Source organism: Catellatospora methionotrophica (genome assembly GCF_011297335.1).
In the GTDB taxonomy this organism is placed as follows: Bacteria; Actinomycetota; Actinomycetes; order Mycobacteriales; family Micromonosporaceae; genus Catellatospora; species Catellatospora methionotrophica.
In genome coordinates, this window is the sequence record NZ_JAAOTJ010000020.1 from 78,290 (window position 1) to 105,011 (window position 26,722).

Sequence of the window (26,722 nt, forward strand, 5' to 3'; positions counted from 1 at the left end):
CCGCGCTGCGCGACGCATCGGCCCCGCCCCCGTGTCACACACCGTGATGCGGGGGCTGTTTGCATGACCATGCGATGCATACATATACCGCATAAAAGAAAATTTGATATGCATCAGGGCGACCGCCGGGCCACTCGCGACGCTCTCTCCCCTGAGAGGGGGGTACCGGGTGTGACTCTGCGTCATGAAAGCGGGCCCAACGCCTCTGACCAGCCCTTTCAGGCCACCGATCAGCGTTACGTTTCCGCAGGTCAAGGGCATGGTGACCTTGGAAAAAATCCAGAAACGATCATCAGGCGGACCGCGGGGGCACGGGACTTCTTTTTTGTACGGGTCTGGGATTACAGAGAGTTACATCGTCCCGGATTGACCTCAAATTTCTGGAATGTATAGAGATCCACAATTTATGCATCGGCTTCCGGCGGCGACTACAGATAGTAATCTTCCCTCGGCCAAGATTGGAGTGATCTTCGATGGCAACACGTACGGTCTCGGTCCGCTTGTCGCTGGAGGCGCACGCGTATCTGCGGCAGGCACGCGATGTCCAGCGGGCGACCCGGGACATCCGCGACGAAGCTCAGCGCCTGCAGGAGGCTGGGGCAGCGATGTCGCGCGGCGGCTTCAGCACCATGCTCGCCGGTGTGCCCGGCGTTGCGTCGGCGGCCGCGGCCGGGCTCGGGCTGCTCCCGGCGGCGGCGCTGTCCGGCTTCGCGGCCATGACCACGCTGATGGCTGCGACCAACGGCGTAGGTGAGGCGCTGTCGGCGGTTGCCGATGACGACGCGGCGCTGCTGGTCAAGGCACTGGATGGCCTCACCGAGGAGGCGCAGGCCTTTGTCCGGGAGTTCCAGCGCGTAGGGCCGGCGTTGGGAGCTGTCGGCGATGCCAGCCAGTCTGCGCTCTTCAGCCAACTGGAAGGTGATCTGACGCGTCTGACCTCGGTGTACATCCCCACGTTGTTGAGGCAGATGCCGCAGTTGGCCGCGGCCACAGCACGGGTCGGCACCGACTTCACGGCCTGGGCGACCGCGCCGAAGACGGTGAGCCAGGTCAGCGGTCAGCTTCGTCTCGCGGTCGACGTCGTCGACGACCTGAGCCGCCTGCTGCGGTCTGGTGCCGGGGCGATGCTGGACCTGGCCGATGCTGGTAAGGACTTCACCCGTGACACGGTCGACGGTCTCGCCGACGGCGCGGAGGCTTTCGAGCGTTGGGTGGGCACGGCTCGCAGCACCGGCCAGCTCAACCAGATCTTCGACAACGGCGGCCGGATCCTGCAGCGGCTCGGTGAGATCGCGGGACGTGCCGGCCTGCTGCTGGCCGACATCGTCGACAACCCTGCGCTCGTCGACGGGGCCGAGGCGCTGTTCGATGTGCTGCACATCGGCTTGGACGTGGTCCATGGGCTGCTGCTGGCGTTCGAGGCGCTGCCGACTGGCGTGCAGTCGGCTGTGGTGACGTTCGCCGTTTTCGGCGGTGCGGCGCTCATGGTGACCGGCCGGGTCATCATGCTGAAGGGCGCGCTCGACGCCATGAAGGTGTCGGCGGTCCAGGCGGGCACCGCGGCCAAGGGTGTCGCGGCGATGTTCGGCGGGCCTTGGGGCTTGGCGCTGACCGCTGCCGCTACGGCGGTCACTGTCCTGGCGATGTCGGAGGCTGACGCCCGTCAGCGGGTCCAGGCGCTGGCCGAGTCCCTGGACCAGCAGACCGGTGCCGTCACCGAGAACACCCGGGCGGTCATCGCCGCAGAGTTGCAGGGCCGTGGACTGCTGAAGCATTTCGCCGACCTGGGCGTCGGCAGTGACGTGGTCGTGGACGCGATCCTCGGCAACGCCGCCGCGATGAACACGCTGAACGATGCTCTGCTCCGCAACCAGACCGAGGTCACGCACATCGGCCCGGCATACGCGCAGCAGGGCAAGTCGACGAAGGAGGTCAGGGACTTCCTGGCCGAGTACGGCGTCGAGTTGGACGAGGCCACCGCAGGTAACGCGCTCCAGCGGCAGGCGGTGCAGGGCAGTACGAATGCCATCCGCGGGCAGATCAGCGCGGTCAAGGCTCTCGGTGAGGAACTGCGGGCACAGACCGATCCGGCCTTCGCGCTGCTCAAGGCGCAGAAGGACCTGAAGGCCGCGCAGGCCGGGTACAACGAGGCCGTCAGGGAGCACGGCAGGAACTCACCCGAGGCGAAGGCCGCGTCCTTGGCCTTGGCGGAGGCCTCGGTGACCCTTGCCGGGGCGGTGTCGACGGCGAGCGAGAAGTTCAACGGGCAGCTGACGCCGCAGCTGTACGCGGCGCTGCGCGCGGCTGGGCTGACCGAGAAGCAGATCGATGACGTCGAGGAAGCGTTCATGGCCGCGGCGAAGGCCGGCGGCGAGTTCGCCGGGACGTACACCGCCAAGGTGCATGCGGACACTGCACAGGCTGACGCGGCGCTGCAGGCGACAATCGCGAAGACGCTGCTGTTGAAGGACAAGTCGATCCGAATCAGTGCGAGCGTGTACTGGACCAGCAGCGGTGACCTCCATGTTCCTGGCGGCACGCTCATCCGCCGCTGGGGTGGCATCACCGAGCACGCCCAGACGGGCCTGCTGCGCGACGCGGCGATCTACTCACCGGTCGCGGCCGGAGCGCGGTACGCCTTCGCAGAGCCCGCCACCGGCGGCGAGGCGTTCATTCCGAAGTACGGCGACCACGACCGCAACATGGCGATCCTGTCGGAGGCGGCCCGCTGGAACCGGGCGTCGGTCGTGCCCTGGGAGAACGGCGGAGGCGGAGGCGGCGGCAACAGCTACAGCACCGCCTACAACATCTACCCCCAGCAGGCGAACTTCGGCGTGAACGAGCTACGCGCCGTGCAGGCAGCACGGGACGCCTACGACCGGGTCGGCCGGCCGCGCTGACCGCCTGACGGCACCCGCTCGGCCACATCGGCGGGGCGGGTGCGACTCGGCCAGGATCGTAGCCACATCGACGGAGGGCGATCACGGTGACGACGCGCGTACGGTGCGCTGATGTCCGAACTCCACATCGGTGCACCGCCGCCTCCGCCTCCCGCCCCCGCCGCCCGGCCGCCGTGGATGGTGCCGCTGGTGGCAGGCCTGGTCGCCTTCGCTGTCCTCGCCGTGGGCGTCATCGTCGTTCTGGCCTTCACGCTGGGGCGTGACAGCGGCGAAGCGGCCCCCACTGCCCCGCCGGTCCGGCTCGACTCCCCTCAGGCGATCGCTGCACGCCTGGCGGAACTGGGGATGCCGTGCGCGAACCTGTCTCCGATCAGCAACCCGATCGGGGCGGTGGCACGCTCGTCGTGCTACGTGGGCACCGACGAGGTCACCATCAGCGTGTACGAGTCGAAGGCGGACGTCGAGGCGCAGTGGAACATGCACAAGGCGCTGATCCTCGGCGAGTCCAAGGCGGCCCTGGTGGTCGGCGACATCTGGACCCTGAACCCGGACGACCACGAGTGGGGCAGGCGGGCGGCCGAGAAGCTGGGTGCCGAGTTCAGGACAACGCCGTGACAGCCCAGGGGTGCAGCTGTGGATGACGGCCAGCTTTTCGTGCACACGCTGCGCGACCTCGACCGGCGGACTGCACTATCCGACGAGTACGAGGTGCTCATGGGTGCCGCCCTGCTCAGGAAGCTGCTGCTGGACCAGACTCGCGTCATGGACCGGGTCAACCGGCAGTTCAAGCTGAAGCTGCGGTTCCGCTATGTTGGCTCCGGCCCGATGGAGGAGCTGATCCTAAGCCGCAAGCCGGTGTTCTGGGCGATCGATGACGCGCTCGACCCGGAGCAGGGCGCGCCGTTCGGACCGGTAGTGGACGCCACCCTGGACCAGTTCCTGGCCAGGCCGCTAATGCTGTTCCAGAACGAGATGATCACGGTCCGGGATGTGATCGACCAGCTCGCCAACGTCGAGGGAGCCGTGCATCGGTCGACGGCGAGAGAGGGCCGGGAGAAGATGCTCCAGGCCGCCGGTCAGTTCTACAGCCGCAACGGCCTCTCGGGAGTGGTGAGCCAGGTGCGCTTGATCGGCCGGATCACCGTGCGCGGGCTGAAGCCGCTGCACGACGCCGTCATCGCCGCGGGTAGTTAGCCGAGCCACCAGTAGGGCGAACGTTGCAGCTGCTCGACTTCGGCCCGCTGCCGGCGTGCGGCGTCCTCGGTGACAAGCCAGCGCGGCCCAGCTGGGCGCAGCGTCCGCCTGCGCCCAGCTGGGCAGTCACCCGTTCACCCAACGACCCGTCGCCTTATGACCGGCTCGTACGCACGGTGTTCTCAGGCAACTCGAAGATCTCCCGCTGCATCAGCGCGAAGAGCTCCACCTTGATGGCCTTCATCTCGTCGTGTCCGTGGCCATCTTCGTCAGGGCCCTTACCGTGGATCAGGTTGGCCGTAGCCATGTCGACGGCCTGCTGCTGGAGCAGCTCTACCAGCTCGGCGACACGAGGACTCCACATCCACTGGGCGTCGGCCGTGTCCTCCGGGATGCGGAGCAGGTCGTCGCGGAGGTGAACGCACACGCCGTACGGGGTGTGGTCCTCAGGCTTCAGGCCCTCGAGGGTGCCCCGGTTACAGATTCCCTCCGCCGTGTCCATCACCCTGGACACCCATCGGGTGAGCCTGGTGTAGGCAGCCTCCAGCTTCTCGACCTTCAGAGTCTGCAGGTGCTTACGCCGGTCACGCCCTTCCTGGCTCTCGGCGATCTTCCTATCGTTCTTGTTCTTCAGCGCCACTCCGATCAGGCCGAGGGCGGCCGTGACGATGACACCGACCAGGACGCCACCGCCGATCCAAAGTGGCTGGGAAGCGGTTGAGATGTTCAATGCGAGCATCGGTCGATTGTCCTCAGGCCGCCCGCGAAAGGCAGCCGAGTTAGCCGCTGAAGATCGCGATCGGTGCCGATGGCATAATGGCCGCTCCGGGGTGCGAGCCGCGGGGAAGGCCCGCCCTCCCGCTACGGCGGTCGAGGGCGGGCCGCCTTTGCCTTGGCGGCACGGACGGCGGCGAAGCCGGGGGCCATGAGGACCCGGATCGCGGCGAGCGTCTCAGCGGTGAGCGGCGGCATCTTCGCGACCTGCTCCCGGGCGTAGGCCCGGCGCTCCTCGGGGGTCATCGCTTGGCCCTGGCGATCGACGACTTGAGCGCGAGCGCGGTCATGTACGCCTGCCGGGCGTGCTTGGCGCGGCGGGTCCGCTCCTCCTCGGGCAGTACGCCGTCGGGGTCGACCTGCTTCTCGAACCGGGCCATGAAGCCCTTGCGGGCGGGTGCGGTCGCGGTCTTCGGGTCGGACTCCTTGGCCCAGCGGATGTGGGCGCCGAGTCGTCCGGCGGTGGCGCGCTGCTGCGGGGTGATCTTCATGCAGCGCGGCTGCCCACCGTCCTACGGGCCGAACCGCTAGTCGATCAAGAAGTGACCTTGTCCACTTCAGCTGGCAGCTGCCTGCATCCAGCTGCCGATCAGGTCGACAAGGAGGCCGATAGCGACTACAGCTGCCGGGCCGCGCCATCCTGCGACATGCTCGCGGGCAGCGACTTCAGAGGCTTCCTCGGGGGGCAGCAGGGCGTCGCTGTAGGGCGGGGACGTCAGCCCCAGCCTGGCCAGTTCATCGCGGTACCACTCGCCTGCCGTCGGATCGTTCCCCATCCGTTCGAGGTATTCGGCCGTGACCCGTTTCGCCTCGGCGCGGGTCCGGTTGGCGCGGCGGGCGGTGAACCACGCACCTGCGGCGAACCAGACGACGCCAGCGAACTCGATCGACGTGCCGACGGCACTGACGAATGATCCACAATCAGCCACGAAGCGACATTAGACATGCCGCGCAACAAAGGCCGCCCTCCGCTGACGAAGGGCGGCCCGGCGGGGGAGATGGTCAGTCCATGCGTCCCTGGAACGTGCCGCTGAACGTGCGGCCGCTGGCCTTGCCGAGGACGACCAGGATGACGGCGATGAGCAGCAGCGCACCTAGGATGACCGCCGCGTGCTCGACGAGCGCGGTCACCGCGGCGTACAGCAGCCAGCCGAACCCGGCCAGCACCATCGCCGCAGCTGCGGCGATGGCCACGAGCGCGCGGGTCGACAGCTGTCGGCGGACTGGTGCCTGTCGCTGCACGAGTCGTGGGATCAGGCGGACGTTGACGAGCACCTGGCCGCGCTCGCCGGTCGGTGCGGGCGACGTCGACGAAACCAGCCGCCCGGTCGCCTGCAGGTGCGCCAGGGCCTGGCCGACCTCGCCGACGGTGCCGGTGATGGCGGCCCGGCCGCCGGGCAGGTGCACGATCTCAGCACTACTCGCTGTGACCGGTGTGCGGGTGGTTCCTAGTGCCTGTCGGGTGTCCATGAGGTGCCTCCGGGGTGTGGTCTGCCGTCGAGCCGAGAGATTCGCTAGCCACTAGCCACCTGGCCAGGGCATATGCGGACCGCTAGCGGGCGCGCTAGGTCTAGCACCGCGCCCGCTAGATTCACGCCGCCTACTTGCGCCGTTTTCCGTCACGCTCCGCGATTGCTCGGCGGATCGCGTCGGCCGTGACGCCGTACCGGTTCGCGCCCTTGCCAGTCGCCGAATCGGTCAGCCACGTCTGCGCCGGCACGATGCCGTACGGCCGCAGCGCCGCCGACACGGAGGTTTTGTCCCAGCCCTCGTAGGCGGGGCGGAACTCGGCCAGTCGTTCGGCGATGGACTCCAGCCACGCCTTGTCGGCGATGACGCCCAGGACGTCGGCGAGCACGTCATGGGACGGCCCGGCCTGCACGTCCTGCTCGACACCCAGGGCGTAGCCCGACAGCGTCCCTGCCGCCTCCCGCACGGCGCGGGCCCTGGTCACGACCTGCTCGGCGACGACCGCGTCGACGTAGTGGGTGCGGACGATCTGCGGGTCGTCGCCCTCACCTGCCAGGTAGCCGATACCGCGGTCGGACCGAGCGAACGCCTGCGCCTTGATGCCCGAGCTGGACGCGCCCGACCCGAGGATCATGTCGTTGGCCTGGTGGGTCATGACCTTCATCGCGTACCGCAGGACGACGTTGCTGCTGATGACCGGCGGCAGGCTCTTCGCGTCCGGCCGCTGGGTCGCGAACAGCATCATGATCCCGGTCGCCGGTCCGCGCCGGACCAGGTCCTCACAGATGGCCTGGATCTGCTCGCCGAACTCCGGGTGCTCGAACCAGCGCTGGCACTCGTCGACCCCGACGACGATCGGGAACAGCCCGAGCGAGGAGTTGTCGGCGAGTTGGTCGGTGACCTTCGACTCCGGGACCAGGTCCGAGGGCAGCCCGCGCAGCACCTTCGTTCTGCGGGTCATCTCGGTCTGCAGCTCGGTCAGCGCGGTCAGCGCGTATTCGATGTCGTCCGGGTCGTCACCGGCGCGGTATCGGTGCGCGATCGGCTGCAGCGGCCTGAAGTCACCGGTGCCCTTGAGGTCGAACGGCCAGACCTGGGCGCGCGGGTCGAGAGCGGCGGCGAGCAGTAGCAGGCGCAGGCTGAACGTCTTGCCCATGCGCGGGATGGAGCCGATCGCCGCCGAGGCGTACATGAGGGTGACCGAGGCGGCCCGGCCGCGCGGGTCGGTGCCGAACGGGAACGGGTTGAACAGGTTCACCGCTCCGCCACGGGCCAGCGGCCAGGGCGGGTTCGGAGACTTCGACATCTCCCGGTCACCGACCCACAGGACCAGCCGGCCAGGGTGCACACTCGGGGCACCTTCGGGCCAGACGCAGCCCAGCGGACGCGACAGCGCCGACGCCAGGGCCTCGCGGCGCTCGATGACGTCGCCTGCGGTGACGCCCGGCGGCAGATCGACCTCGGCCCGCCAACCGGCACCGTCGCGGCTGATCGGTGCTGGCCACCCGATCTCCTTCGGCGAGCGGTTGATGCCCGCGATACCTAGCGACTGCAGCGCACGCATGACCGTCTCGCTGTGCAGCCGGGCGACCCTGCTGGTGACCACGGCCGAGGTCGCCAGCGGCGCATCGGGGCGTCCGCCGGCCGCACCGAGACAGGCCACGGCGACACCCGCGGTGAGCAGCTGCACCCACGCCGGTGCGGCCAGCAGCGCGACACCGACAGCACCTGACACGAGCACGCCGAACCCGGACATGCGCAGCCTGGCCTTCATGCGGCGGCTGCGCTCTTCGGCGAGAGTCACGTACTGGGCCCGCGCCATGCCGTCCGCTGACACCGCCACGGCCGAGCGCACGACCTGGCGGCCGTCCCAGTCGAGCATCCAGGCGACCCAGCTGCGCAGCACGCGTCCCAGGCCGCGCGGTGCCCTGGCGATGAGCCGAGCGACGTACAGCGGCAGGCGTACGGCGTGGTAGCCGGCGCGGTGAGCGGCGTTCTCCGCGGCCCAGCGCATCTGCGCCTGGAACGCCTCGGCCGAACGCGCCCACTTCGGCAGGATCGGCTGACGGTCGGTGTGTCGCGGCGCCCGGTGCTCGTCGACGTCGACGGGCTGCGGCGTGGTCAGGTCGACCAGTTCGGCATCCCAGTCGATGGGGATGTTCGGGTCGATTGCCATGATGGATCCCTCCTTTGCGGGAGAGCGGGGCGCACCGAACTGTCCAAGGTGGGGTGCGCCCCGCGCGGGGTCGGGTCAGACGTTGTAGCCGTGCTTGGCGATGTCGCGCAGTTCGGAGATGTGTTCCTCCAGGGCCACCTCGCGGGTCCGGGCCGCGATGAACGCCGTCCGCTCGTCGAACCTGCCCGGCGCGTTCAGCCCACGGGCCTTGGCCTCGGCGGAGATGTCCTGCGCGGTGGGGAATTTCTTGGCCATGGCTGCTCTCCTTCTATGTCTGGTCGCCCCGCTGGCGGCCACCGCGCGGGCCGGGACTGCAGGCTCCGGCCCCACGGAAGCTGTCAGAGGGAGAAGTGGCCGCCGGTGATGTGGCCCATCTGGATTCCGACCGTGGCCGAGCCCTCAGCCACGTTGACGACGCCGGGCCGCCGCGGAGAGCGTCGGGCCGTGAACGTCACCGCGGCCAGCTGGGCTAGCAGTGTCTCGAGGATGTAGCTGCGATTGGCGGTCTCGTCGTCCATCGCGGCGCTTGCCTCGCTGGCGATCCGGTCGATCTCGTCGCAGAGCTGGATGGTGTCCATCGGTGTGCCCCTTCCTGGGCTGCTACTTCTTGTCCTTGTTGCCGTCGCCCTTGGGCTTCTTCACCGCGTACGGGTCGTGCGGCTCGGAGTCGTCGTTGAAGTGCTTCTTCAGCAGCGCCCGCTCGCGCTCACGTCGCGCCAGGTCTCGCTCGTACCAGCCCATGTCGTCCTCCTGATCTCGGGTTGTGCCACTGCCGCTCTGGCAGCCACCGCGAGGACCGGGCGTGCTGGTTCCGGTCCCACGGAGGCCGTCACGCGGCGACCTGCTCCAGGACCTCGGTGCCGTTGACCTTCCGCTGCTCGCCGGTGTCCTCGTTGAGGACCTGGCGCACACGCCGCTCCGTGAGGTCGAGAGCCTGGGCGACGTCCTTCCGCTTCACGTCCGGGGCGGAAGCAAGCAGTTCGGTGGCGAGCTTCCGGGTCTCCTCGACCGGACGCCGGGGCGTTGCCTTCTTCACCGGCGCGGCCTTCTTCGCGGCAGGCTTGGTCGGCGCAACTTCCGCCGGAAGCTCGTCAACCGTGGTTGACGGAGCCACGTTCGGCGGCGTGGTCAACCGTCGCCGTGTGACAACGGTTGCTTCCGCCGGAAGCTCGGCCGACTTCCGCCCCGTCGCGAGCACCTCGATGACGAGCAGCAGGGCGATGGCGGGCCATGCGGAGATGACGCGGCTGGTGATGTCGTCGGCGGCGGCGAGGACGTTCGCGACGACGGACGCGGCGACGCCGAGGACGAACGCGATCCACGCCCACGGGCGGACCCTCAGGTTCGCCTGGCGGTCCTCGCGCATCGCGATGGTGGCCACGATCAGCATCCCGTCGACGCTGACCGGAAGGAGCGCGGCGACAAGGCCCGGCTGTCCGTGGTCGACGGCCAGCTCCCGCATGTGGGTGTAGGAGGCGTACGCGGCGATCCCGGCAACAGCGCCGATCGCGGCGTACTTGGTGAACTGGGCAAGCTTCACGGTGGTTCCTCTCAGAGGGGGCGGGCCTGCACTCCGCGGGCCCGCCCGGGGGATGTCAGCGGCGCTTGCTGGCGCGGGCCTCGGCGGCGAACACCGCAACCTGCTGCTGGTCGGTCATGTCGGCGAGCACGGCCCGGTCAACGCTGGCGCGCTCCAGGCGGCGCAGCAGCGCGGTCACCGCGGCGTCCTCGATCTGCTGGTCGGTCGGCGGCTGGTCGCTCATCGGGCACCCCCGGCGAGCAGGTCGGCGGCCTGGCCGAGCAGCGCGGCGACCTCGCGGCCGGTCGGGCCGTCCAGGTCGGCAGAGGCGTACGCGCCGTCCTCGTCGGTGACACCGATGCTCACCAGCGGGCCGCGGTCGTCGCGGTCGTTCAGCTCGACCAGGACGCTGCCGCCGTCGGCGGTGGGGATGTCGCCGAGGGTCCGGGAGTGGACGCCCTGGGCTGCCTGCCCGGCCGGGTGCCGGATCTGGCACCAGGCCGGGTGGCTGCTCATGCCGCGACCAGGGCGGTGACGGTGGCCTGGCGCGGGATCTTGCAGTCGGTCGACTTCGGGGCCCGGCGCGGGTTCACCGGCGCGGCGGTGGTGCGGGGCTTGCGGTCGGCCTTCTCCCAATCGGTCTTCGCCTGCAGCACGCCGAGCTCCCGGCCGACCCGGTACGCCTCGACGACCTCGTCCATGCCCGTCAGCTCGCCGGTCGCGGCGGTGATCAGCGCGTTCAGGTTGTCGCGCAGCTGCCTGGCCTGCTCGACGCTCAGCTCGGCGAAGCCGGTGGACGAGTCGATGGCGAGCATGACGGCCTGGTCGTCGGCGTTGCCGTGGCGCCGCTGCAGCCAGGCGATGACGCTGTTCTCCTCCGGCAGCTCGACACGGCGGTCGGGCGTGCCGTGCAGGTCCGCCCCGCCCTGGCCGCACACCTCGCGGTCGCACCAGGCGGGGTGCTCGATGCTGTCGAGGTAGTGGTCCCAGGCCTCGTTGCGGGCGTCCACGACGCGGTTGAACCCGTCGAAGAACCTGCCGCACAGGCACTCCGCGCCGCACTCACCGGGGCCACCGGCCCAGCTGCGGGCGATGCCGTGGGCGGCGGGGGTGGTGACGACGGCCACAGAGGGCCGATTACGCTTTCCCATAGCCGGACTCGCTTCCGGTCAGGCCCCGGGTCGCGGTGCTCGAACACCGTCCGGGGCTGCTTTGTAGGCGGGACCAGCCCCGAAACGGGTCAGAAATTCACCCGATAACCTGGCCGGTCACAGTGCCTGGCCAGCAGCGTTTTCCCTGGTGAGTACAGCGCTTAGACCGCGACATCCCGAAGATGCCCGGCGAACCGATGAGGGTTCAACCCAGTCGAGCGAAGGCCTCCAGCGGCGAAAACGACTAGCTGTCCAGGCAATCGGTGATGGTGGGAGATGGCGCTCGTCATTCGCGGCCAGAACGGCCGCAAGACCCGCAGAGGATGCGGGCTGAGGCCGTTGGCCGCTGCGTCCCACCGCCAATGTCCGGGCGGCGTATCCGTGAGCGACTCGGCCGCATCGACGTCGCCTGCTGGTCGGTCCGGCCGTCCACCAGTTGAGTACCGCTGCCATATTGGCGGACGGTGATCAAGCAGGCACTCCGCGTACGGTGCCGAGATGGACGAGATGCCTCACCGGGACGACTTCCACATCGGCGCACCTCCTCCGGCTCCGGAGCCTGCCTCTCGACCCGCGAAACGCCGGAGAACCAGCTTGTTCGTCGGCCTCATCGCGCTGGCCGTGCTGGTTCTCCTTGCTGGCGGTGGGCTGCTCGTGTGGGTCGTGCTGACGAAAACGCCCGCCGGTGACGTGGTCGCGTCCGCCGTGGAGTCGCCCCTCGTATCGGCGCAGAAGAAGTGCGCGCCCGGCAATTCGTACGCGAAGATCGGCGATGGCGGCAACACCCTGACGCTGCAATCCGAGGGTGAGGAAGACCCAGGCATCAGCTACACGCAGCTGAGGTGCTTCCTCGACGAGCTGAAGGTGTCCGACGCGGTGCGGTCCGAGATCGGCCAGACACGGGCGCTGGACGGTAAGCAGAACGGCGAGTGGGGCAAGTTCAAGGCGTCGTGGCGCTACCACCCTGACAGCGGACTGAACATGGTCGTGACGATGCCCTAGCCGAGCCAACAGCTCGACAGCCACCAGACCGTGACATCCGAAGATGCCCGGCGAACCCATGCGCTTGCAGCCCCGTCGTGCGCGGGACAACAACGCGGATTGACCGGCCGCGACGGCGAGCGTTAGCAAACGTCCCGTGGTCGTTATGTAGTCGTAAGCCGCGAGTGGCGTGGTGGCGGTGCGAGGATGTGCGGGACACGGTCGATGGCGCGAGGAGGTCGGCATGTCCTACGAACCGAAGCTTGCCGCCGCCCTGTCCGGCGCGACACTCGCCCAGCTTGCGCACTGGCGCAACGCCAGGGACGGCCAGGGCGCGATTCTCCTGCCGGAGCTCTCTGCCACCAAGCCAGTCCTCTACTCGTTTCGGGACATCCTCGCTCTGCGCACCTGCGTGGCGCTACGCAGAGAGTCCTCGCTGCAAAGAATCCGCAAAGCGCTGAGCACCCTGCGCGTCGACCTCGGCGAACGTGATCATCTCTCCCGATACACGCTCGTGGCTGGCAACGACACGATCTACTTCGTGGACGTCGACGAGCAGGAGGCCGTCGACCTGGTGCGCAGTCGGGCCAATCTCGTCATGCACGAGCTGGTCGAGGTGCTGCGGCCGTATTACTACAACGGCCGCCGCGTCCCAGCGCTGTTCGAACCGCGCCCCCATCTTTCGGTCAGACCCGACGTCCGGGGCGGCGAACCGGTGATCAAGGGCACCCGTGTGCCGTACCAGCAGGTCGCCAGCCTGGTGCGGGACGGCGTCGCAGCGGCCCGCATCCGGGACTTCTACCCCGGGGTTTCCGAGGCCGCGGCAGTGGACGCGGCAGACTTCGCCGACTATGCGGACAGCTATCAGACCCAGGTGGCCGCTTGAGGATCCTCATGGATGAGAACGTCGCCCGGCCGCTCGCCGTGGCGGTGCGATCGTTCTTGACGGCACATACCCTTCACCACCTCACGGAACTCGACGGCTGGGCGGGCACGCCGGATGTCGATCTGTACAAACGCGCCGCTCAAGACGGCTACGAAGCGATCCTGACCACCGATGGTCGGCAGATGCAGCGCCCGAACGAGGTCGCTGCCATCGCCGATGCCGGAATTCATCGCATCGAGTTCAGTCAGCGACACTCCGGGCTGGTGGGCTTGGGCGTCGCCATCGGTGCGGTCTGCGCCGGGCTGCCGATCGCACTGGCCGCGTTGGAGAACGCACCGACACAGCTGCTGGTCCAGCTCAACGGCATCAGTCCCACGGCTCGTGATCGGCTTCGCGTCACGGACCCCGCGATGGCACCTCCCAAACACTGGCCGGGCTGAGCTACTGCCGCAGGGCTGGTCGGCCGTACATGCCGATGCCCCGTCGCCGAGAACGGAGACGGGGCATCGGATGTCACGGTCACTGTGGTGGGCACACCGTGCCCGGTGGCGGGACCGTCAGGTTGATCAGGAAGTCGTTGACGTGTTTGTTGATGCAGCGTGTCTCCGGGTAGGCGGTGTGGCCCTCGCCGTCCCAGGTGAGCACGACGCCAACCCCGAGCATGTCGGCGAGCTTCTGGGTCTGCTCGTACGGCGTGGCCGGGTCGCCCTTGGTGCCGACGACCAGGATCGGCGGTGCTCCCTCGGCCTTGCCGGTCGGGTACGGGTCGCGCTGGGCGGGCCAGACCGAGCAGGTCAGCTGGCCGACCGCCAGCGGCGCGCCGAACAGCGGGTACTTCTCCCGCCACTCCGACTGGAGCTTGCGCACCTCCTCGACGCTCGGCGACTTGCCGTCGTCGGCGCAGTTGACGGCGGCGTTGGCGTCGAACAGGTTGGTGTACTCGCCGTTGGCGTTGCGGTCGGCGTACGAGTCGGCCAGCGCGAAGATCGCTTCGGACTTGCCGTCCTGCAGGTCCGCCAGGGCCTGACCGAGGTCGGGCCAGCGGGCCTGGGTGTACAGCGACGACACCACGCCCCAGAAGATCCAGCCGGCGGTGGCCTTGCGGCCGTCAGGATTGCCGACCGGGTTGGTGTCGGCCTCCTGCATCAGCTTCTCCACGACCGCGCGGGCGTCGCCGTCGATCGGGCACTGACTCTTGTTCTTGGCGCACCAGGCGGCGAAGTTGTCGAACGCGCGCTCGAAGCCCATCGCCTGGCTCTCCGAGGACTGGATCGAGGTCTGCAGCGGGTCGACCGCGCCGTCGAGCACCATGGCCCGGATGTTCTGCGGGAACAGCTGCGCGTACACGGCGCCGAGCAGCGTGCCGTAGGAGTAGCCGAGGTAGTTCATCTTGCCCTCGCCCAGCGACAGGCGGATGGCCTCCATGTCCCGGGCGGCCTGCTCGGTGGCGAACAGGCCGAGCCGGTCGCCGTACTTGGCCTTGCAGCCGTCGGCCATCTTCTTGGTCAGCGCCAGGACCTCGTCGAACTCCTCCTGGGTCACCGGGTCGGGCTCGCTGCCGAAGGTGGCGTCGAGGTCGGCGTCGGTGTAGCAGTCGACCGGGGTGGAGCGGGCGACGCCGCGCGGGTCGAAGCCGACGATGTCGAAGCGCCGGGTGATCTCCGCGGGCAGGCCCAGGGTCAGGTATGCCGCGAGGTCCACGCCGGACGCGCCCGGACCGCCCGGGTTGACCATGAGCGCGCCGATGCGGTCGCGCTGGTCGGTGGCCCGGGCGCGGATGACCTCGATGTCGAACGTCTGGCCGTCCTCGGGCTTGTGCCAGTTCTGCGGCACCTGCACGGTCTTGCATTCGAAGGTGTACCCGGAAGGGGCTTTGCCCAGCAGGTCGGCGGCGATCTCGGGGCACAGCCGCCAGCCCGCCTCGGGGCTGACCGCGGCGGCGGGACGGCGTCCGAAGTCGGGCAGCGGCAGTATGCAGCCGCTGGTGGTCAGTGCTGAGGTCAGTAGCGCGACAACCGCGCCCGCCACTCGCTTGTCAACCCTGAGTCGCACGAGCGTGTTCACTCCCCCCGGAACGGATCCGCCCGAGCCTACGGGGTACGCAGTACCTCGTCGACGTTGAGGCTGATAGGACGGTCGAGCTGGTCATAGGTGCAGGACCGGGGTTCGCGGTCGGGACGCCAGCGCTTGAACTGGGCGGTGTGCCGGAAGCGGTCGCCCTCCATCGCGTCGTACCCGACCTCGACCACGAGTTCGGGGCGTAGCGGTTCGAAGCCAAGGTCCTTCCCCCCACTCCATCGGCTGGGCGCACCCGGCACGCGCTGGCCCTCCGTCGCCGTCCCCCACGTGTGCTCGGTGGGGTTGCGGTAAGGCTCCAGCTCCTCCAGCAGTTCGGCCCGGCGTGCCGCGGTGAACGCCGAACTCGCGCCGACGTGGTGCAGCACGCCGTGCTCGTCGTACAGGCCGAGCAGCAGCGACCCGACCACCGGCCCGGACGTGTGGTACCGGAACCCGGCCACCACCACGTCCGCCGTACGCGCGTGCTTGATCTTGAACATGAGCCGCTTGCCGGGGGAGTAGGGCATGTCGGCCGGTTTCGCGATGAGCCCGTCGAGCCCCGCGCCCTCGAACGCGGTGAACCATTCCCGGGCGGTGTCGGCGTCGGTGGTGACCGGGGTCAGGTGCACCGGCGGCTCGACGTGGGCGAGAGTCTGCGCCAGCAGGGCCCGGCGCTGGGCGTACGGCTGGTCCATCAGCAGCCGGTCGTCCAGCGCCAGCAGGTCGAAGGCGATGACGTCGGCGGGGGTCTCCACGGACAGCTTGTTCACCCGCGTGGCCGCAGGGTGGATGCGCTGGTTGAGCATGTCGAAGTCGAGGCGGGGGATGCGGTCGGCGTCGCGGCGGATGCAGACCAGCTCGCAGTCGATCACCGACCGGGCCGGGAACTGCTTGAGAGCCAGGTTCACGACCTCGGGAAAGTATCGGGTCAGCGTCTTGCCACCGCGGCTGGCCAGCTCGACCTCGTCGCCGTCACGGAAGATGATGCAGCGGTAGCCGTCCCACTTGGGCTCGAACGTCATACCCGGCGCATCGGGAATCGTCGACACCGGCTTGGCCAGCATCGGTTCCACAGGGGGGTTCACCGGTAGATCCATGCCATCAGTCAACCAGCAAACCGCCCACCCCGCGCCAATCCCCCCGTTTTCCCAGCCCCTTCTCACCTTTCGAGTCGATCATGAACTTGTGGGCACGGCTAGATGGCGTGTCGCGTCCAAAAGTTCATGATCGTCGGGGTGGGTCGTGCCATCAGGCGGTGGCTGGGGTGGGACTGGACCGCTCCTGCTCGAAGCGGAACTCGCGGATGAAGCAGTCGCGCGGTTGGCCCACCGCGAACAGCACGCAGTCGGCGACCGAGCGCGCCGTGAGCAGCGCCCCGGCGGTACGCGGCCCGTCCTGCACGAAGTCCGGCGGGTACAGCGAGATCACCCGGATGCCCTCGGGGCGCAGCCGGTGCGACAGGATGCCGGCCAGCCCCGCCTGCGCGTGTTTGGCGGCGTAGAAGGCCGGATGTGCGGTCGAGCGGTGGTGGCCGATCTCGCCGCAGCCGGAGATCAGGTTGACGACGTCCGGTCGGGCCGACGCCCTCAGCAGTGGCAACAGGTGCTTGATCAGCAGCGTGGTCCCGGTCGCCGCCCCGCTGATCATCGACACGATGACGTCGTCGGGGACATCCTCCAGATCTGGCCCCTTCGCGTACGCGGCCGCGTTGTTGACGAGCACGTCGAGATGGCCGGTCCGCTCGGCGAGGGCCGCGGCGAACCCGCGTACCGCGTCGGGGTCGGCCAGGTCGCACCGGAACGCCTCGGCGCGGCCAGGCCCGTCCCTGTTGATCAGCTCAGCGGCGGTGGCGGCGGCATCGGCGTCCCGGGCGGACAGGTACACATGCGCGCCCCGGGCCGCGAAGTCGGCGGCGAGCAGCCGCCCGGTGTCCCGCCCCGCACCGGTGATCGCCACCCGCAGTCCCTCGAAGATCATGCCTAGATCCCATCACCTCCATCGTGCTTGAGGTCAACCTTCCGCCCCCCGCTAGACGATCATGAACTTAGGCCGGCGACACGCCGCCGAACCCGCCCATGAGTTCATGATCAACGCGGACGGCGGACGGCGGGCTGCAACAAACCTGCACATCGATAACCTTGCATGCGTGGAAAGCGCTTTCCTATGCTCGGAGGTCACGTCGGGTTTCGTCGATGTTTCAGGCGCTCGACGGCTCGATCTCGCGGAAGGGAAGGCGCATGAAGGTACGTTCCCGGCTCGCCACCGCCGCGGTGGCTGCCGCGGTGGCGGCGGCGATGCTGTACGCGGGCACCGCCAACGCCGCCACGCTGTTCCATGACGACTTCAACGACGGCGACTCGGCCGGCTGGACGATGTCCGGCGGGACCTGGTCTGTCATCGCCGACGGCACGTCCGTGCTGCGGCAGGCGGGCACGAGCTCCGACGCCCGCGCCCGGGCGGGCTCGACCGCGTGGGCGAACTACACCGTCACCGCGCGGGTGAAGATCACCGCGGTCAACGGCACAAACCGGTTCGCCGCGCTGCTGGCCAGGGCGCAGTCGAACACCAACTACTACTACCTGGCCCTGCGCACCGACCACACGGTCGAGCTGAAGAAGCTGGTCGGCGGGTCGTCCACGACCCTGGCCAGCGCGGCGGTCACGGTGACCACCGGCGCCTGGTACACGCTGAGCCTCAAGGTCAGCGGCAGCAGTCTCCAGGGCACCGTCAACGGCGGCACGGCCGTGTCCGCGACGGACAGCCAGTTCGCCACCGGGCAGATCGGCGTGGCCACCTACAACGCCGCCGCGAACTTCGACGACGTGCTGGTGGCCGACGCGGCCGGGCCGTCACCGAGCCCGAGCGCCGGCCCGTCCGCGAGCAGCAGCCCGAGCGCCAGCCCGCGGCCGAGCACCAGCCCGAGCACAAGCCCCAATCCGAGCCCCAGCCCGAGCGGGCCGCCCCCGAACCCGCCGGGCCCGGGGCAGCCGGACGGGTTCGCGACCGTCGCCGGATACGGGCAGGCCACCACCACGGGCGGGGCCGGCGGGCCGACCGTCACGGTGGACACCACCGAGGAGTTCCTGGACTACATCGCGCGCACGGGGCCGTACACGATCCAGGTGTCCGGCACGATCACGCTGCCGACCGGCACCACCGACGGCATGCACAACGTGACCTCCGACAAGACGATCGTCGGTCTCGGCTCGACCGCGCGCCTGGTCGGCGGGGGCCTCAACATCGGCGTGCCGATCAGCGACGCGGTGACCTCGCCCCCCGCGAACGCCGTGCACAACGTCATCATCCGCAACCTGTCCATCAGCGGCGCGACCGACGACCTGATCAACGTGCAGATGTTCTCGCACCACATCTGGATCGACCACAACGACCTGTCCGACGGCGGCGACGGCGCGCTCGACATCAAGCGCGGCTCTGACCTGCTCACGGTGTCCTGGAACAGGTTCCACGACCACGACAAGACGACCCTGGTCGGCCACGACGACGCCAACGGCGCGCAGGACACCGGCCGGCTGCGAGTCACCTACCACCACAACTTCTTCGACCGCTCCGACCAGCGCAACCCGAGGGTGCGCTTCTCGCCGCTGGTCCACGTCTACAACAACTACTACTACGACAACAGCTACGGCATCGCGTCGACCAACGAGTCCGGCCTGTTCGTGGAGGGCAACTACTTCTACAGCGTGAACAACCCCGGCCGGGTGGAGTTCAGCGGCCCGCTGGGCCGCATGGTCGAGCGCAACAACATCCTCGTCGAGTGCAACCACCCCATCGAGGTGCGCGGCACCGTCACCGACCCGGCGACCTTCTACCCGTACACCGTGGACGCACCGGCCTCCGTGCCGACGATCGTCCCGGCGGGCGCGGGCGTCGGAAAGATCTGAGGGGGTACGCGATGAGGACAGCACACCGGGCGTGGGTCGCCACGGCCGTGCTCGCCGCGACGGTGGCGTTCAGCGCCGTCGCGGTCGGCCGGGCCGACGCGGCGAACCTGTTCAGCGACGACTTCGCCGACGGCAACGCGAGCGGCTGGTCGACCTCGGGCGGCAGCTGGTCGGTGTCCGGTCAGGCCTACCGCCAGTCCGGCACCGGCGCGGACGCGAAAGCACAGGCGGGCTCCACCGCGTGGACCGACTACACGGTGCAGGCGCGGGTGCAGCCGACGGCATTCGGCAACAGCACCCGGGCCGCGGGTGTGCTCGCCCGCGCCCAGAACACGACCAACTTCTACGCCCTGGTGCTGACCGGCGCCGGCACGGCGCAACTGCGCCGCGTCTCCGGCGGCGGGGTGACGACCCTGGCCAGCGCGCCGGTGACGGTCACCACCGGCACCTGGTACACGCTCGCGCTGCGGGTCAGCGGGTCCCAGCTGTCCGGCGCGGTCAACGGCGCGACGCTGGTCAGCACCGCTGACGGCACATTCGCCAGCGGGCGGGTCGGGCTGACGGCGTCCTACGCGAGCGCGGCCTTCGACGACGTGACCGTCGACGGCGGGCCCGGCACCCCGCCGAGCCCGAGCACCAGCCCGATGCCGTCACCGAGCGCGTCCGCATCACCCGGTCCGAGCAGCAGCCCGAGCCCGAGCGCGTCGCCGTCGCGGCCGCCGAGCCCGTCGCCGAGCACCAGCCCCGGACCGGTGCCGCCGAACCAGGCCGACGGTTTCGCCAGCGTGAACGCGCTCGGCCAGAACGGCACGTACGGCGGTGTGGGCGGGCCGACGGTCGTCGTCGACACCACCGCCGAGCTGCTGGCCGCGATCGACACCATCGGGCCGATGGTCATCCAGGTGCAGGGGACGATCACCATCGACAGCAAGCGGGGCGTACGCCCGCACAAGACGATCATCGGGCTGGGCTCCAGCGCCGTCATCAACGGGGGCGGATTCGACTTCTACCGCTCGTACAACGTGATCGTCAGGAACTTGACCTTCACCAACGCCGAGGACGACGCGGTCAACGTGGGCCAGAACTCGCACCACGTCTGGATCGACCACAACCGCTTCGTGGCCCCGGTCGACGGCTCGATCGACATCGTGCGGGGCGCGGAGTACGTCACCGTGTCCTGGAACCACTTCGACCACACCGACAAGTCGATGCTGATCGGCCACTCCGACGGCAGCGCCAGCGAGGACGTCGGCCACCTCAAGGTGACCATCCATCACAACTTCTTCGACCACAGCCGCCAGCGCCACCCGCGCGTGCGCTGGGGCGACCCGGTGCACGTCTACAACAACTACTTTCTGGGCAACGAGCTGTACGGCGTCGCGTCGACGCAGGACGGCGGCGTGCTGCTGGAGGGCAACTATTTCCAGGACGTGCCGTTCCCGTGCTTCTCGGCCGGCGGCTACGCCGACAGCGGCCCCGGCCGCCTGGTTCAGCGCAACAACATCTTCACAGCATCCGGCCCCTGCGAGGTCTCCGGAACCGTCGGCGACCCCGCCGCGTACTACCCGTACACCGTCGCGGCCCCCTCCACCGTTCCCGCGATAGTGACCGCCGGAGCAGGTGCGGGCCGCCTCTGACCGGCGGGCCACTCCATCGACAGGAGGGTACGGCGGGCACGTCCAGCCAGGTGCGAGCCATGGTGGAGGACGTGCCCGCCGTACCGGCACTAGAGCTGGTCAGCGCTCCGGCGAGGGCCCGTCGTGGGGCCAGTCGGCGAAGTGGGCCAGCAGCTGGGCTCCATGAACGCGGCGTTCACAGGGGTGGCTACGGCCGCAGTGACAGCAGCAGCCGCTGAGGTCTCGCCGATGTGCGGCCAGCAGGTGAGCGCCGTAGGCCGCTTGTGCTTCGGCGTAGCGGGTGAACTCCTGCTCCGGGATCGTTCTAACCATGAGTCGATGTAACGCCTGCGGGCGGGGGCGTTGGCACCGCACCGAGGTTCCCTTCCTGGGATATTTAGTGGACTATGTAGATGCCCCTGAACGTTCCAAGGAATGGCCGTCCATGGCGAACGAACGCCTCCGTGCTGTCATGCACTCGACCGGGATCACCACGCATCGGCTGGCTGCGGAACTCGGCGTGGACCCGAAGACCGTCGAACGCTGGGTCACCCGCGACACCGTTCCCCATCGGACGACAGCCTTCAACGCGGCGCGCCTGCTCGGCAGCCCCATGGCGTACGTCTGGCCCGCGCTCGCCAGCAGAGCGGCGGCACCCGAGAACGAGGTGATCGGCCTCTACCCGCACCGTCATCTCGTACCTCGATCACTGTGGTTCGACCTGCTCAAGAACGCACAGCGCGAGATCGTCGTGATGGCATACGCCAGCCTGTTCCTGCCCGAGGACAACCCCGAGTCGATACGGCTCCTGGCGGAGAAGGCGGAGTCCGGTGTGCGGGTCCGGCTCGCGCTGGGGGACCCGGACTCACCCGAGGTGGCGCGACGCGGTGCCGAGGAGGGCTTGGGGGAGGCGCTGGCGGGCCGCGTGCGCATGGCAGTCGCCTACTACCGCCCCCTGCTGGACGTCGTCGCGGTCGACTTCCGCCTGCACCGCACGACGCTGTACAACTCCGTCTTCGTCTACGACGACGAGATGCTGGTCAACCAGCACGCCTACGGCGTGTACGGGTACCTGGCACCAATTCTGCACCTGCGCAGACACGGGGAAGACGGCCTCTTCGGCATGTATGCCGGATCCTTCGAACGTGTCTGGGAACGTGCCTACCCGTGCCCCCGATGACGAGTCGGTCTGGCCGCCGTCACGGGGACACCACGGTACGTACGAGTGCCGCGGTATCGCGCAGGTCGCGTAGCACGGTCTGCGCACCGGCGGCCCGCAACTCGGCCTCGCTGAATTTGCCCGTGCACACGCCGACCACCCTCGCCCCGCCGAGCCGACCGGCTTCGACATCGCGAGGTGTGTCCCCGATCAACACCGTGTCCTCGGAGCTGAACACCGTGCCGTACTTCCCGCTGGCCTTGCGCCTCGCGGCTGTGACCAGGTCGGCCCTGACTTCGCTGTCCTCGCCGTAGCCGCCGACCTCGAAGTCCAGGCCCGCCTCCAGACCGAACGCGGCAACCTTGGCGTACGCGTTGCGCGCGATGTTGCCGGTGAGCACCGACTGGACGACGCCCGGTGCCGCTGCGAGTGCCGCAATAGCCTGGCCTGCACCGGGCATGGCCCGTCCGCGCTCCCGCAATCGAGGAACGAGGGCTTCGAGAGCGGCTGCCATCACATCGGGGAGGGCAGCTCTCGGCTCATCGCTGAAGGCCAAGCCATGTCGCTCGAACAGCGTACGCATGATCGCCGGATCGGTCATGCCGTCGGTGACGACGGGCTGTGTGGAGGGGGCCCCGGTCAGAATCTCGAAGCCGCGCGCGTAGGCCTCCTTACTCACCCCGCCGTTATCGATCAGTGTGCCGTCCACGTCCCATAGGACGAAAATACGAGTCTTCGCTGCGAGGCTCATGCAAGCACCGTACGTACCGACAGCGAGAGCCGTCGCGTCGCAGGCGGTGACCTGTCTCCACGGTCCAGGTCCGAGTGGCCCATGCCCCCCGACCGGCGGTGGTGGCGGATGGCTCGGTGGGCCACGCTCAGTGACCGGGCCACTCGGAACGGGTAAGCCGGGCGGTGGCCGAACAGTGCTCACCGGTCGTCGCGCGATGTCGACCGTCCAAAGCGGTCAGCCTACTCGCACGGTGATGGTGATCACGCATCGTGCTCAGAATGTCACGATGAGGAAATCGCAGAAACCGCTGCTTCTGGTCGCCGCCCTCGGCGTGGCCGCGTTCGCCTTCTGTGGCGTCTGTAACGGCGTCAACTCCATGATCGGTGGGGGCGACGACGAAGCAGCACCGGGCTCCCGCCCCGCTGCCGCTGTCGCACCGGGTGGGCCCACGCCGGGCGGGGTCGTTCCGTCCGCGTCGGCGGCCACACAGGTGACCACGCCCGCGCCGACCAAGGCGGCTCCTTCGCCCACGCCGGTTTATTTCGCCAGCTGCGACGCCGTACGCAAGGCGGGCAAGGCGCCACTGCGCAGAGGGCTGCCCGGCTACCGTGCGGCGCTGGATCGTGACGCCGACGGGGTGGCCTGCGAGCAGACCGAAGGTTCGACCGGTGGCCAGCCCAAGACTCAGCCGAAGGCCTCCCCCAAACCGAAGCCGCAGAACGACCCGCGCTACAGCACCTGCGCGAAGGCGAAGGCCGCGGGATACGGCCCGTACCGCAGGGGTGTCGACCCCGAGTACTCGTGGTATCGCGACGCTGACAGCGACGGAGTCGTCTGCGAGTAGCGGCCGACAGTCCCTCCCGCCGTCGATCATGAAGTTACGGGTGCCGACACGCCGTCGAACACATCCATAAGTTCATGATCAACGCGGGGGGTGTCTGGTCAGCAGGGGGTGGTGTTGGTGGTCCGGGTTACGGGGATGGTGGCGAGCGGGGTCAGGGGCGGGTTGTCGACGGCGTACGGGGCACCGTCGTGCTTGCTGAACTCGACCACGGCCTGCACTGACATCGGCACGAAGAACAGCTCGAACTCCTTGCCCGCATCGCCGGGTGCACCGATCATCACCTTGTCGACCCGCCACGAGTCGCCGTCGAACTGGAGGAGCTTCTCCCAGAAGTACTTCGTGTCGCCCACGTGCTTGATGAACAGCCCGACCTCCCGGCCCGCCGGTTTGGTGCCCTGCCCGGTGAGGTCGGCGCACTGCGGCACGGCAGCGGCGCTGGTCAGCGTGTAGGCGACCGGTGAGGGCGACGGCGGTGTGGCGGGTGCGGCGGCCGACTGCGGCGCGGAGGCGGTGGAAGTCGGTTTCGGGTCGGGCCGCAGCCGCTCCGCCAGCGGGGGTCCGACAGCGGCGATGACGGCGACGATGATGCCACCGAGGACGGTCCACTTGACCGCGGCCGGGACGCGGCCGTCTCGGGTGGGCTCCGGCGTTGGCGTGTTCTCCGGTTCAGGCATCCTTTGTGGATACCGCACACGGGCGAGGTGTGCCATCGCCCGCGCGCGGTATATCGCGTCAGCGCAACGTCACTGCGGCCAGGACGGTCGGTGAGCCGCCGTCCCAGGAACCGGTGAGCACGGGTCCGTCACTGTCGGCGGATCCGAGCACCCGGTGTACGACCAGCTCGACAGTGCCGGTGATGATGCGGCCGGGGTCGCCGTCGGTGGTCTGCTCGATGGGGCCGACGGTCGGCACGGCGGTGCCGGGGGTGCCGCTGCCGCGCAGGGTCATCGCGGGGGTGCGCTGCTCCTGGCCGTCGTCGCCGTCGACGAACTCCTCGGCCTCGCCGCCGCCGGTCAGGATCGCGGTGGCCAGCGCCTGCAGGTAGACGGGGTCGCCGGTGGCGTCGTACACCCAGCGCTTGCCGAGCACGGAGTGCTCGGTGGTGCCGACCAGCCACGGCTCGCCGCCGTCCAGCGGCGCGGCCCGGTAGGTGAGCGGGACGTGCAGGACGGGGCCGTCACCGGCCTGGACGAGCATCGTCTCGACGCCGACCTCGCCGTCGGGGTCGTCGAAGCGGCAGGCGGACACCCGCCGCACGCCGGGCTCGGCCGGTCCCTGATACCAGGACCGGGTGGGCAGCCACGAGTCGATCAATTCGAGCTTGGTCGGTCGGATCTCCGCACGGTACAGAAGCGCCATGTCCGGCATGGTAGACGCCGGTCGGGACGCCCCAGCGGGGCCGCCGCGGTGCGGTAGCACGCGTCACCGCCCAAACGCGGCGAAGATCGGCGAAGCGAACTCCGGGCGTACGCTCGGGGCGTAGTTTCGGACGGGTGGCCACCCTGCTGACGGTGAGCGTGGGCCTGCCCAAGGACGTCGACTGGCGCGGGCGGACCGTGTACACCGGTGTGTGGAAGCAGCCCGTGGACGGCCCGGTGCTGCTGCGCCGCCTCAACCTCGACGGCGACGGCCAGGGCGACCTGGGCGGGCACGGCGGTGAGCAGCGCGCCGTGCTGGTGTACCAGCAGGACTCCTACCGCTACTGGCAGGAGGTGCTGGGCCGGGACGACCTGGTGCCGGGCCAGTTCGGGGAGAACTTCACCGTCGACGGGCTGCCCGACGACGAGGTGTGCATCGGTGACCGCTACCGCGTCGGCGAGGCCGTCGTCGAGGTGACCCAGCCTCGGGTGACCTGCTATCGGGTCGGGATGCGGATGAACGAGCCGCGTATGGCGGCGCTGATGGTCGCCCACCACCGGCCGGGTTTCTACCTGCGGGTGCTGACCGAGGGGCTGGTGCGGGCCGGGGACGAGTTCGTGAAACTGTCGACCGGGCCCGAGGCGATGACGGTCGCGGAGATCGACGCCCTGCTGTACCTGCCGGGCCACTCCCGTGACGACGCCGCGCGGGCGCTGCGTATACCGGCGCTCAGCCCGGGCTGGCAGACCTCCATGCAGGGGCTGCTGGAGCAGGCCGGTGGGCAGGAGGGCAACGCGGGTCTGGAGACGGCGGCCGCCCCGCCCGCGTGGGCCGGGTTCCGGCCGCTGACCGTGACCGCGCTCGACGAGGAGACCAGCGACGTCTTCTCGCTGCACCTGGCCGCCGCCGACGGGACCCCGCTGCCGGCCGCGCTGCCCGGCCAGTTCCTGACGGTGCGGCTGCCCGGTCCGGCCGGGCCGATCATCCGCAGCTACTCGCTGTCGGGCACGCCCGGCGACGCGGTGTACCGGATCAGCGTGAAGCAGGAGCCGCACGGCGCGGCGGGCACGTATCTGCGCGCCAACGCCCGGCCCGGCCTGACCGTGGACGCGGCCGCGCCGCGCGGCTCGTTCACGCTGGACACCGGCGAGCAGCCGGTGCTGCTGCTGTCGGCCGGGATCGGGGCGACGCCGGTGATGGCGATGCTGCACGCCCTCGCCGCGACGCAGCCGGAGCGCACGGTGTGGTGGGTGCACGGCGCGCGGGACGCCGCCGAGCATGCCTTCGCTGTGGAGAGCCGCGAGCTGCTGAGACGGCTGCCGAACGCGCACGCGTACATCTGTTACAGCCGCCCCGGCCCCGAGGACCGCGATTTCGACAGCACGGGACGGATCACGCCGGACGTGCTGCGCGCGCTGAACCTGCCCCCGGACACGGCCGCCTACCTGTGCGGCCCGACGGCGTTCATGAGCGAGATCACGGCCGCGCTCGGCGAACTGGGGCTGGGCGCAACGCAGGTGCACAGCGAGCTGTTCGGCGCGCAGGGCGGCCTGACCCCCGGCATCGCGGCCGCGCCCGCCCCGCCGCCGCATGCGCCGGACGGCACACCGGGCACGGGTCCGGCGGTGTCGTTCGTCCGCAGCGGGCTGACCGTGCCGTGGAGTCCGGCGTACGCCAGCCTGCTGGAGTTCGCCGAGGCGTGTGATGTGCCGGTGCGCTGGTCCTGCCGGACAGGGGTGTGTCACACCTGCGTGAGCGGTCTGCTGTCCGGCCAGGTGGCGTACTCGCCCGAGCCGGTCGAGGAGCCCGGCGACGGGAACCTGCTGATCTGCTGCTCCGAGCCGACCTCGGAGCTGGCCCTGGACCTGTGACGGGTCGCCGCTGGCGGCCGTGAGGGCCGTTGTCCCGCTGTTGATCGCTGTTTCGGGTCAGAAACGGTGGTTGGAGCGCAGATCATGACACGAAACAGCGATCATGCCTGGGTGCTCCGGGCGGCCTGC

30 protein-coding genes are annotated in these 26,722 nt (G+C 69.4%); 11 read left to right on the forward strand and 19 right to left on the reverse strand.

Annotation, left to right across the window (positions count from 1 at the left end; translation table 11 throughout):
- Positions 1 to 473 precede the first annotated feature (473 nt).
- From HAV40_RS31445 to HAV40_RS31455, 3 genes are all read left to right on the forward strand, one after another.
- Positions 474 to 2,900: a hypothetical protein gene (locus HAV40_RS31445; RefSeq protein WP_166387725.1), complete on the forward strand. Its 2,427-nt coding sequence runs from the start codon at positions 474 to 476 to the stop codon at positions 2,898 to 2,900.
- A gap of 111 nt (positions 2,901 to 3,011) precedes the next feature.
- Complete coding sequence (locus HAV40_RS31450; RefSeq protein ID WP_166387727.1) at positions 3,012 to 3,515, forward strand: hypothetical protein; 504 nt, start codon at positions 3,012 to 3,014, stop codon at positions 3,513 to 3,515.
- A gap of 18 nt (positions 3,516 to 3,533) precedes the next feature.
- Positions 3,534 to 4,094: a hypothetical protein gene (locus tag HAV40_RS31455; protein ID WP_166387729.1), complete on the forward strand. Its 561-nt coding sequence runs from the start codon at positions 3,534 to 3,536 to the stop codon at positions 4,092 to 4,094.
- Positions 4,095 to 4,248: 154 nt separating this feature from the next.
- Here HAV40_RS31455 and HAV40_RS31460 read toward each other — a convergent pair whose 3' ends face one another.
- The 13 genes from HAV40_RS31460 to HAV40_RS31520 all read right to left on the reverse strand — a co-directional run bounded on the left by HAV40_RS31460 (position 4,249) and on the right by HAV40_RS31520 (position 11,184).
- On the reverse strand, positions 4,249 to 4,833 hold the full coding sequence (locus HAV40_RS31460) for a hypothetical protein (RefSeq protein ID WP_166387731.1): 585 nt from the start codon (positions 4,831 to 4,833) through the stop codon (positions 4,249 to 4,251).
- Between the two features lie 122 nt (positions 4,834 to 4,955).
- Positions 4,956 to 5,114 (reverse strand): hypothetical protein, encoded by a 159-nt coding sequence (locus tag HAV40_RS31465; RefSeq protein ID WP_166387733.1) that lies wholly within the window; start codon positions 5,112 to 5,114, stop codon positions 4,956 to 4,958.
- On the reverse strand, positions 5,111 to 5,359 hold the full coding sequence (locus HAV40_RS31470; protein ID WP_166387736.1) for a hypothetical protein: 249 nt from the start codon (positions 5,357 to 5,359) through the stop codon (positions 5,111 to 5,113). The genes HAV40_RS31465 and HAV40_RS31470 overlap by 4 nt, the downstream gene beginning before the upstream one ends.
- Before the next feature lie 66 nt (positions 5,360 to 5,425).
- The gene (locus tag HAV40_RS31475; protein WP_166387738.1) at positions 5,426 to 5,797 is read right to left on the reverse strand and encodes a hypothetical protein; all 372 of its coding nucleotides are present in this window, start codon (positions 5,795 to 5,797) and stop codon (positions 5,426 to 5,428) included.
- Between the two features lie 73 nt (positions 5,798 to 5,870).
- Positions 5,871 to 6,338, reverse strand: coding sequence for a hypothetical protein (locus tag HAV40_RS31480; protein ID WP_166387740.1), 468 nt, complete (start codon positions 6,336 to 6,338; stop codon positions 5,871 to 5,873).
- 130 nt (positions 6,339 to 6,468) lie between these two features.
- Positions 6,469 to 8,514: an FtsK/SpoIIIE domain-containing protein gene (locus HAV40_RS31485; protein ID WP_166387742.1), complete on the reverse strand. Its 2,046-nt coding sequence runs from the start codon at positions 8,512 to 8,514 to the stop codon at positions 6,469 to 6,471.
- A gap of 75 nt (positions 8,515 to 8,589) precedes the next feature.
- A complete protein-coding gene (locus HAV40_RS31490; protein WP_166387744.1) occupies positions 8,590 to 8,769 on the reverse strand; it encodes a hypothetical protein in 180 nt (59 codons plus the stop codon).
- An 83-nt stretch (positions 8,770 to 8,852) separates the two neighbouring features.
- Positions 8,853 to 9,092, reverse strand: a complete 240-nt coding sequence (locus HAV40_RS31495) for a hypothetical protein (RefSeq protein ID WP_166387746.1) — start codon at positions 9,090 to 9,092, stop codon at positions 8,853 to 8,855.
- 22 nt (positions 9,093 to 9,114) lie between these two features.
- Positions 9,115 to 9,255, reverse strand: coding sequence for a hypothetical protein (locus HAV40_RS31500; protein WP_166387748.1), 141 nt, complete (start codon positions 9,253 to 9,255; stop codon positions 9,115 to 9,117).
- 88 nt (positions 9,256 to 9,343) lie between these two features.
- Complete coding sequence (locus tag HAV40_RS31505) at positions 9,344 to 10,054, reverse strand: DUF2637 domain-containing protein (RefSeq protein WP_166387750.1); 711 nt, start codon at positions 10,052 to 10,054, stop codon at positions 9,344 to 9,346.
- Between the two features lie 55 nt (positions 10,055 to 10,109).
- Positions 10,110 to 10,277 (reverse strand): hypothetical protein, encoded by a 168-nt coding sequence (locus HAV40_RS31510; RefSeq protein ID WP_166387752.1) that lies wholly within the window; start codon positions 10,275 to 10,277, stop codon positions 10,110 to 10,112.
- Positions 10,274 to 10,549, reverse strand: a complete 276-nt coding sequence (locus tag HAV40_RS31515) for a hypothetical protein (RefSeq protein WP_166387754.1) — start codon at positions 10,547 to 10,549, stop codon at positions 10,274 to 10,276. The genes HAV40_RS31510 and HAV40_RS31515 overlap by 4 nt, the downstream gene beginning before the upstream one ends.
- Positions 10,546 to 11,184: a hypothetical protein gene (locus HAV40_RS31520; RefSeq protein WP_166387756.1), complete on the reverse strand. Its 639-nt coding sequence runs from the start codon at positions 11,182 to 11,184 to the stop codon at positions 10,546 to 10,548. The genes HAV40_RS31515 and HAV40_RS31520 overlap by 4 nt, the downstream gene beginning before the upstream one ends.
- A 498-nt stretch (positions 11,185 to 11,682) precedes the next feature.
- Here HAV40_RS31520 and HAV40_RS31525 point away from each other — a divergent pair, with 498 nt between their 5' ends.
- The 3 genes from HAV40_RS31525 (at position 11,683) to HAV40_RS31535 (ending at position 13,491) form a co-directional block, all read left to right on the forward strand.
- Entirely contained in the window at positions 11,683 to 12,186 is a 504-nt protein-coding gene (locus HAV40_RS31525) for a hypothetical protein (RefSeq protein ID WP_166387758.1), read from the forward strand.
- A gap of 223 nt (positions 12,187 to 12,409) precedes the next feature.
- The gene (locus HAV40_RS31530) at positions 12,410 to 13,051 is read left to right on the forward strand and encodes a DUF433 domain-containing protein (RefSeq protein ID WP_166387760.1); all 642 of its coding nucleotides are present in this window, start codon (positions 12,410 to 12,412) and stop codon (positions 13,049 to 13,051) included.
- Positions 13,052 to 13,059: 8 nt separating this feature from the next.
- Positions 13,060 to 13,491 (forward strand): PIN-like domain-containing protein, encoded by a 432-nt coding sequence (locus tag HAV40_RS31535; protein WP_203671571.1) that lies wholly within the window; start codon positions 13,060 to 13,062, stop codon positions 13,489 to 13,491.
- Between the two features lie 79 nt (positions 13,492 to 13,570).
- Here HAV40_RS31535 and HAV40_RS31540 read toward each other — a convergent pair whose 3' ends face one another.
- From HAV40_RS31540 to HAV40_RS31550, 3 genes are all read right to left on the reverse strand, one after another.
- Positions 13,571 to 15,103 carry an alpha/beta hydrolase gene (locus HAV40_RS31540; RefSeq protein ID WP_166387763.1) on the reverse strand — a complete coding sequence of 511 codons (1,533 nt, stop codon included), beginning with the start codon at positions 15,101 to 15,103 and terminating at the stop codon, positions 13,571 to 13,573.
- A 38-nt stretch (positions 15,104 to 15,141) separates the two neighbouring features.
- Positions 15,142 to 16,206: an ATP-dependent DNA ligase gene (locus tag HAV40_RS31545; RefSeq protein WP_166387765.1), complete on the reverse strand. Its 1,065-nt coding sequence runs from the start codon at positions 16,204 to 16,206 to the stop codon at positions 15,142 to 15,144.
- A 151-nt stretch (positions 16,207 to 16,357) separates the two neighbouring features.
- Positions 16,358 to 17,086: an SDR family oxidoreductase gene (locus tag HAV40_RS31550; protein WP_166387767.1), complete on the reverse strand. Its 729-nt coding sequence runs from the start codon at positions 17,084 to 17,086 to the stop codon at positions 16,358 to 16,360.
- A 260-nt stretch (positions 17,087 to 17,346) separates the two neighbouring features.
- On the opposite strand from HAV40_RS31550, the gene HAV40_RS31555 reads away from it, so the two are divergent.
- The 3 genes from HAV40_RS31555 to HAV40_RS31565 all read left to right on the forward strand — a co-directional run bounded on the left by HAV40_RS31555 (position 17,347) and on the right by HAV40_RS31565 (position 21,807).
- On the forward strand, positions 17,347 to 19,011 hold the full coding sequence (locus tag HAV40_RS31555) for a pectate lyase family protein (protein WP_166387769.1): 1,665 nt from the start codon (positions 17,347 to 17,349) through the stop codon (positions 19,009 to 19,011).
- A gap of 11 nt (positions 19,012 to 19,022) precedes the next feature.
- The gene (locus HAV40_RS31560; RefSeq protein ID WP_166387771.1) at positions 19,023 to 20,648 is read left to right on the forward strand and encodes a pectate lyase family protein; all 1,626 of its coding nucleotides are present in this window, start codon (positions 19,023 to 19,025) and stop codon (positions 20,646 to 20,648) included.
- Between the two features lie 424 nt (positions 20,649 to 21,072).
- Positions 21,073 to 21,807, forward strand: coding sequence for an XRE family transcriptional regulator (locus HAV40_RS31565; protein ID WP_166387773.1), 735 nt, complete (start codon positions 21,073 to 21,075; stop codon positions 21,805 to 21,807).
- Positions 21,808 to 21,826: 19 nt separating this feature from the next.
- Here the strand turns inward: HAV40_RS31565 and HAV40_RS31570 are convergent, their stop codons facing one another.
- Positions 21,827 to 22,537, reverse strand: coding sequence for an HAD family hydrolase (locus HAV40_RS31570; protein ID WP_239086604.1), 711 nt, complete (start codon positions 22,535 to 22,537; stop codon positions 21,827 to 21,829).
- Between the two features lie 268 nt (positions 22,538 to 22,805).
- Between HAV40_RS31570 and HAV40_RS31575 the strand changes: the two genes are divergently transcribed.
- Positions 22,806 to 23,363 (forward strand): excalibur calcium-binding domain-containing protein, encoded by a 558-nt coding sequence (locus tag HAV40_RS31575; protein WP_203671573.1) that lies wholly within the window; start codon positions 22,806 to 22,808, stop codon positions 23,361 to 23,363.
- Between the two features lie 98 nt (positions 23,364 to 23,461).
- Here the strand turns inward: HAV40_RS31575 and HAV40_RS31580 are convergent, their stop codons facing one another.
- Positions 23,462 to 24,037, reverse strand: coding sequence for a hypothetical protein (locus HAV40_RS31580; protein ID WP_166387775.1), 576 nt, complete (start codon positions 24,035 to 24,037; stop codon positions 23,462 to 23,464).
- 58 nt (positions 24,038 to 24,095) lie between these two features.
- A complete protein-coding gene (locus HAV40_RS31585) occupies positions 24,096 to 24,722 on the reverse strand; it encodes a CG0192-related protein (protein WP_166387777.1) in 627 nt (208 codons plus the stop codon).
- Between the two features lie 134 nt (positions 24,723 to 24,856).
- On the opposite strand from HAV40_RS31585, the gene HAV40_RS31590 reads away from it, so the two are divergent.
- Complete coding sequence (locus HAV40_RS31590) at positions 24,857 to 26,593, forward strand: MOSC and FAD-binding oxidoreductase domain-containing protein (RefSeq protein WP_166387779.1); 1,737 nt, start codon at positions 24,857 to 24,859, stop codon at positions 26,591 to 26,593.
- Positions 26,594 to 26,722: the final 129 nt, after the last annotated feature.

Excerpts from the sequence above, each read along its gene's own strand:
- HAV40_RS31445 (WP_166387725.1), top strand. The coding sequence starts at position 474 with ATGGCAACACGTACGGTCTCGGTCCGCTTGTCGCTGGAGGCGCACGCG.
- HAV40_RS31450 (WP_166387727.1), top strand. The coding sequence starts at position 3,012 with ATGTCCGAACTCCACATCGGTGCACCGCCGCCTCCGCCTCCCGCCCCC.
- HAV40_RS31460 (WP_166387731.1), bottom strand. The coding sequence starts at position 4,833 with ATGCTCGCATTGAACATCTCAACCGCTTCCCAGCCACTTTGGATCGGC.
- HAV40_RS31465 (WP_166387733.1), bottom strand. The coding sequence starts at position 5,114 with ATGACCCCCGAGGAGCGCCGGGCCTACGCCCGGGAGCAGGTCGCGAAG.
- HAV40_RS31470 (WP_166387736.1), bottom strand. The coding sequence starts at position 5,359 with ATGAAGATCACCCCGCAGCAGCGCGCCACCGCCGGACGACTCGGCGCC.
- HAV40_RS31480 (WP_166387740.1), bottom strand. The coding sequence starts at position 6,338 with ATGGACACCCGACAGGCACTAGGAACCACCCGCACACCGGTCACAGCG.
- HAV40_RS31485 (WP_166387742.1), bottom strand. The coding sequence starts at position 8,514 with ATGGCAATCGACCCGAACATCCCCATCGACTGGGATGCCGAACTGGTC.
- HAV40_RS31490 (WP_166387744.1), bottom strand. The coding sequence starts at position 8,769 with ATGGCCAAGAAATTCCCCACCGCGCAGGACATCTCCGCCGAGGCCAAG.
- HAV40_RS31495 (WP_166387746.1), bottom strand. The coding sequence starts at position 9,092 with ATGGACACCATCCAGCTCTGCGACGAGATCGACCGGATCGCCAGCGAG.
- HAV40_RS31500 (WP_166387748.1), bottom strand. The coding sequence starts at position 9,255 with ATGGGCTGGTACGAGCGAGACCTGGCGCGACGTGAGCGCGAGCGGGCG.
- HAV40_RS31510 (WP_166387752.1), bottom strand. The coding sequence starts at position 10,277 with ATGAGCGACCAGCCGCCGACCGACCAGCAGATCGAGGACGCCGCGGTG.
- HAV40_RS31515 (WP_166387754.1), bottom strand. The coding sequence starts at position 10,549 with ATGAGCAGCCACCCGGCCTGGTGCCAGATCCGGCACCCGGCCGGGCAG.
- HAV40_RS31520 (WP_166387756.1), bottom strand. The coding sequence starts at position 11,184 with ATGGGAAAGCGTAATCGGCCCTCTGTGGCCGTCGTCACCACCCCCGCC.
- HAV40_RS31525 (WP_166387758.1), top strand. The coding sequence starts at position 11,683 with ATGGACGAGATGCCTCACCGGGACGACTTCCACATCGGCGCACCTCCT.
- HAV40_RS31530 (WP_166387760.1), top strand. The coding sequence starts at position 12,410 with ATGTCCTACGAACCGAAGCTTGCCGCCGCCCTGTCCGGCGCGACACTC.
- HAV40_RS31535 (WP_203671571.1), top strand. The coding sequence starts at position 13,060 with ATGGATGAGAACGTCGCCCGGCCGCTCGCCGTGGCGGTGCGATCGTTC.
- HAV40_RS31545 (WP_166387765.1), bottom strand. The coding sequence starts at position 16,206 with ATGGATCTACCGGTGAACCCCCCTGTGGAACCGATGCTGGCCAAGCCG.
- HAV40_RS31550 (WP_166387767.1), bottom strand. The coding sequence starts at position 17,086 with ATGATCTTCGAGGGACTGCGGGTGGCGATCACCGGTGCGGGGCGGGAC.
- HAV40_RS31555 (WP_166387769.1), top strand. The coding sequence starts at position 17,347 with ATGAAGGTACGTTCCCGGCTCGCCACCGCCGCGGTGGCTGCCGCGGTG.
- HAV40_RS31560 (WP_166387771.1), top strand. The coding sequence starts at position 19,023 with ATGAGGACAGCACACCGGGCGTGGGTCGCCACGGCCGTGCTCGCCGCG.
- HAV40_RS31565 (WP_166387773.1), top strand. The coding sequence starts at position 21,073 with ATGGCGAACGAACGCCTCCGTGCTGTCATGCACTCGACCGGGATCACC.
- HAV40_RS31570 (WP_239086604.1), bottom strand. The coding sequence starts at position 22,537 with ATGAGCCTCGCAGCGAAGACTCGTATTTTCGTCCTATGGGACGTGGAC.
- HAV40_RS31575 (WP_203671573.1), top strand. The coding sequence starts at position 22,806 with ATGAGGAAATCGCAGAAACCGCTGCTTCTGGTCGCCGCCCTCGGCGTG.
- HAV40_RS31580 (WP_166387775.1), bottom strand. The coding sequence starts at position 24,037 with ATGCCTGAACCGGAGAACACGCCAACGCCGGAGCCCACCCGAGACGGC.
- HAV40_RS31585 (WP_166387777.1), bottom strand. The coding sequence starts at position 24,722 with ATGGCGCTTCTGTACCGTGCGGAGATCCGACCGACCAAGCTCGAATTG.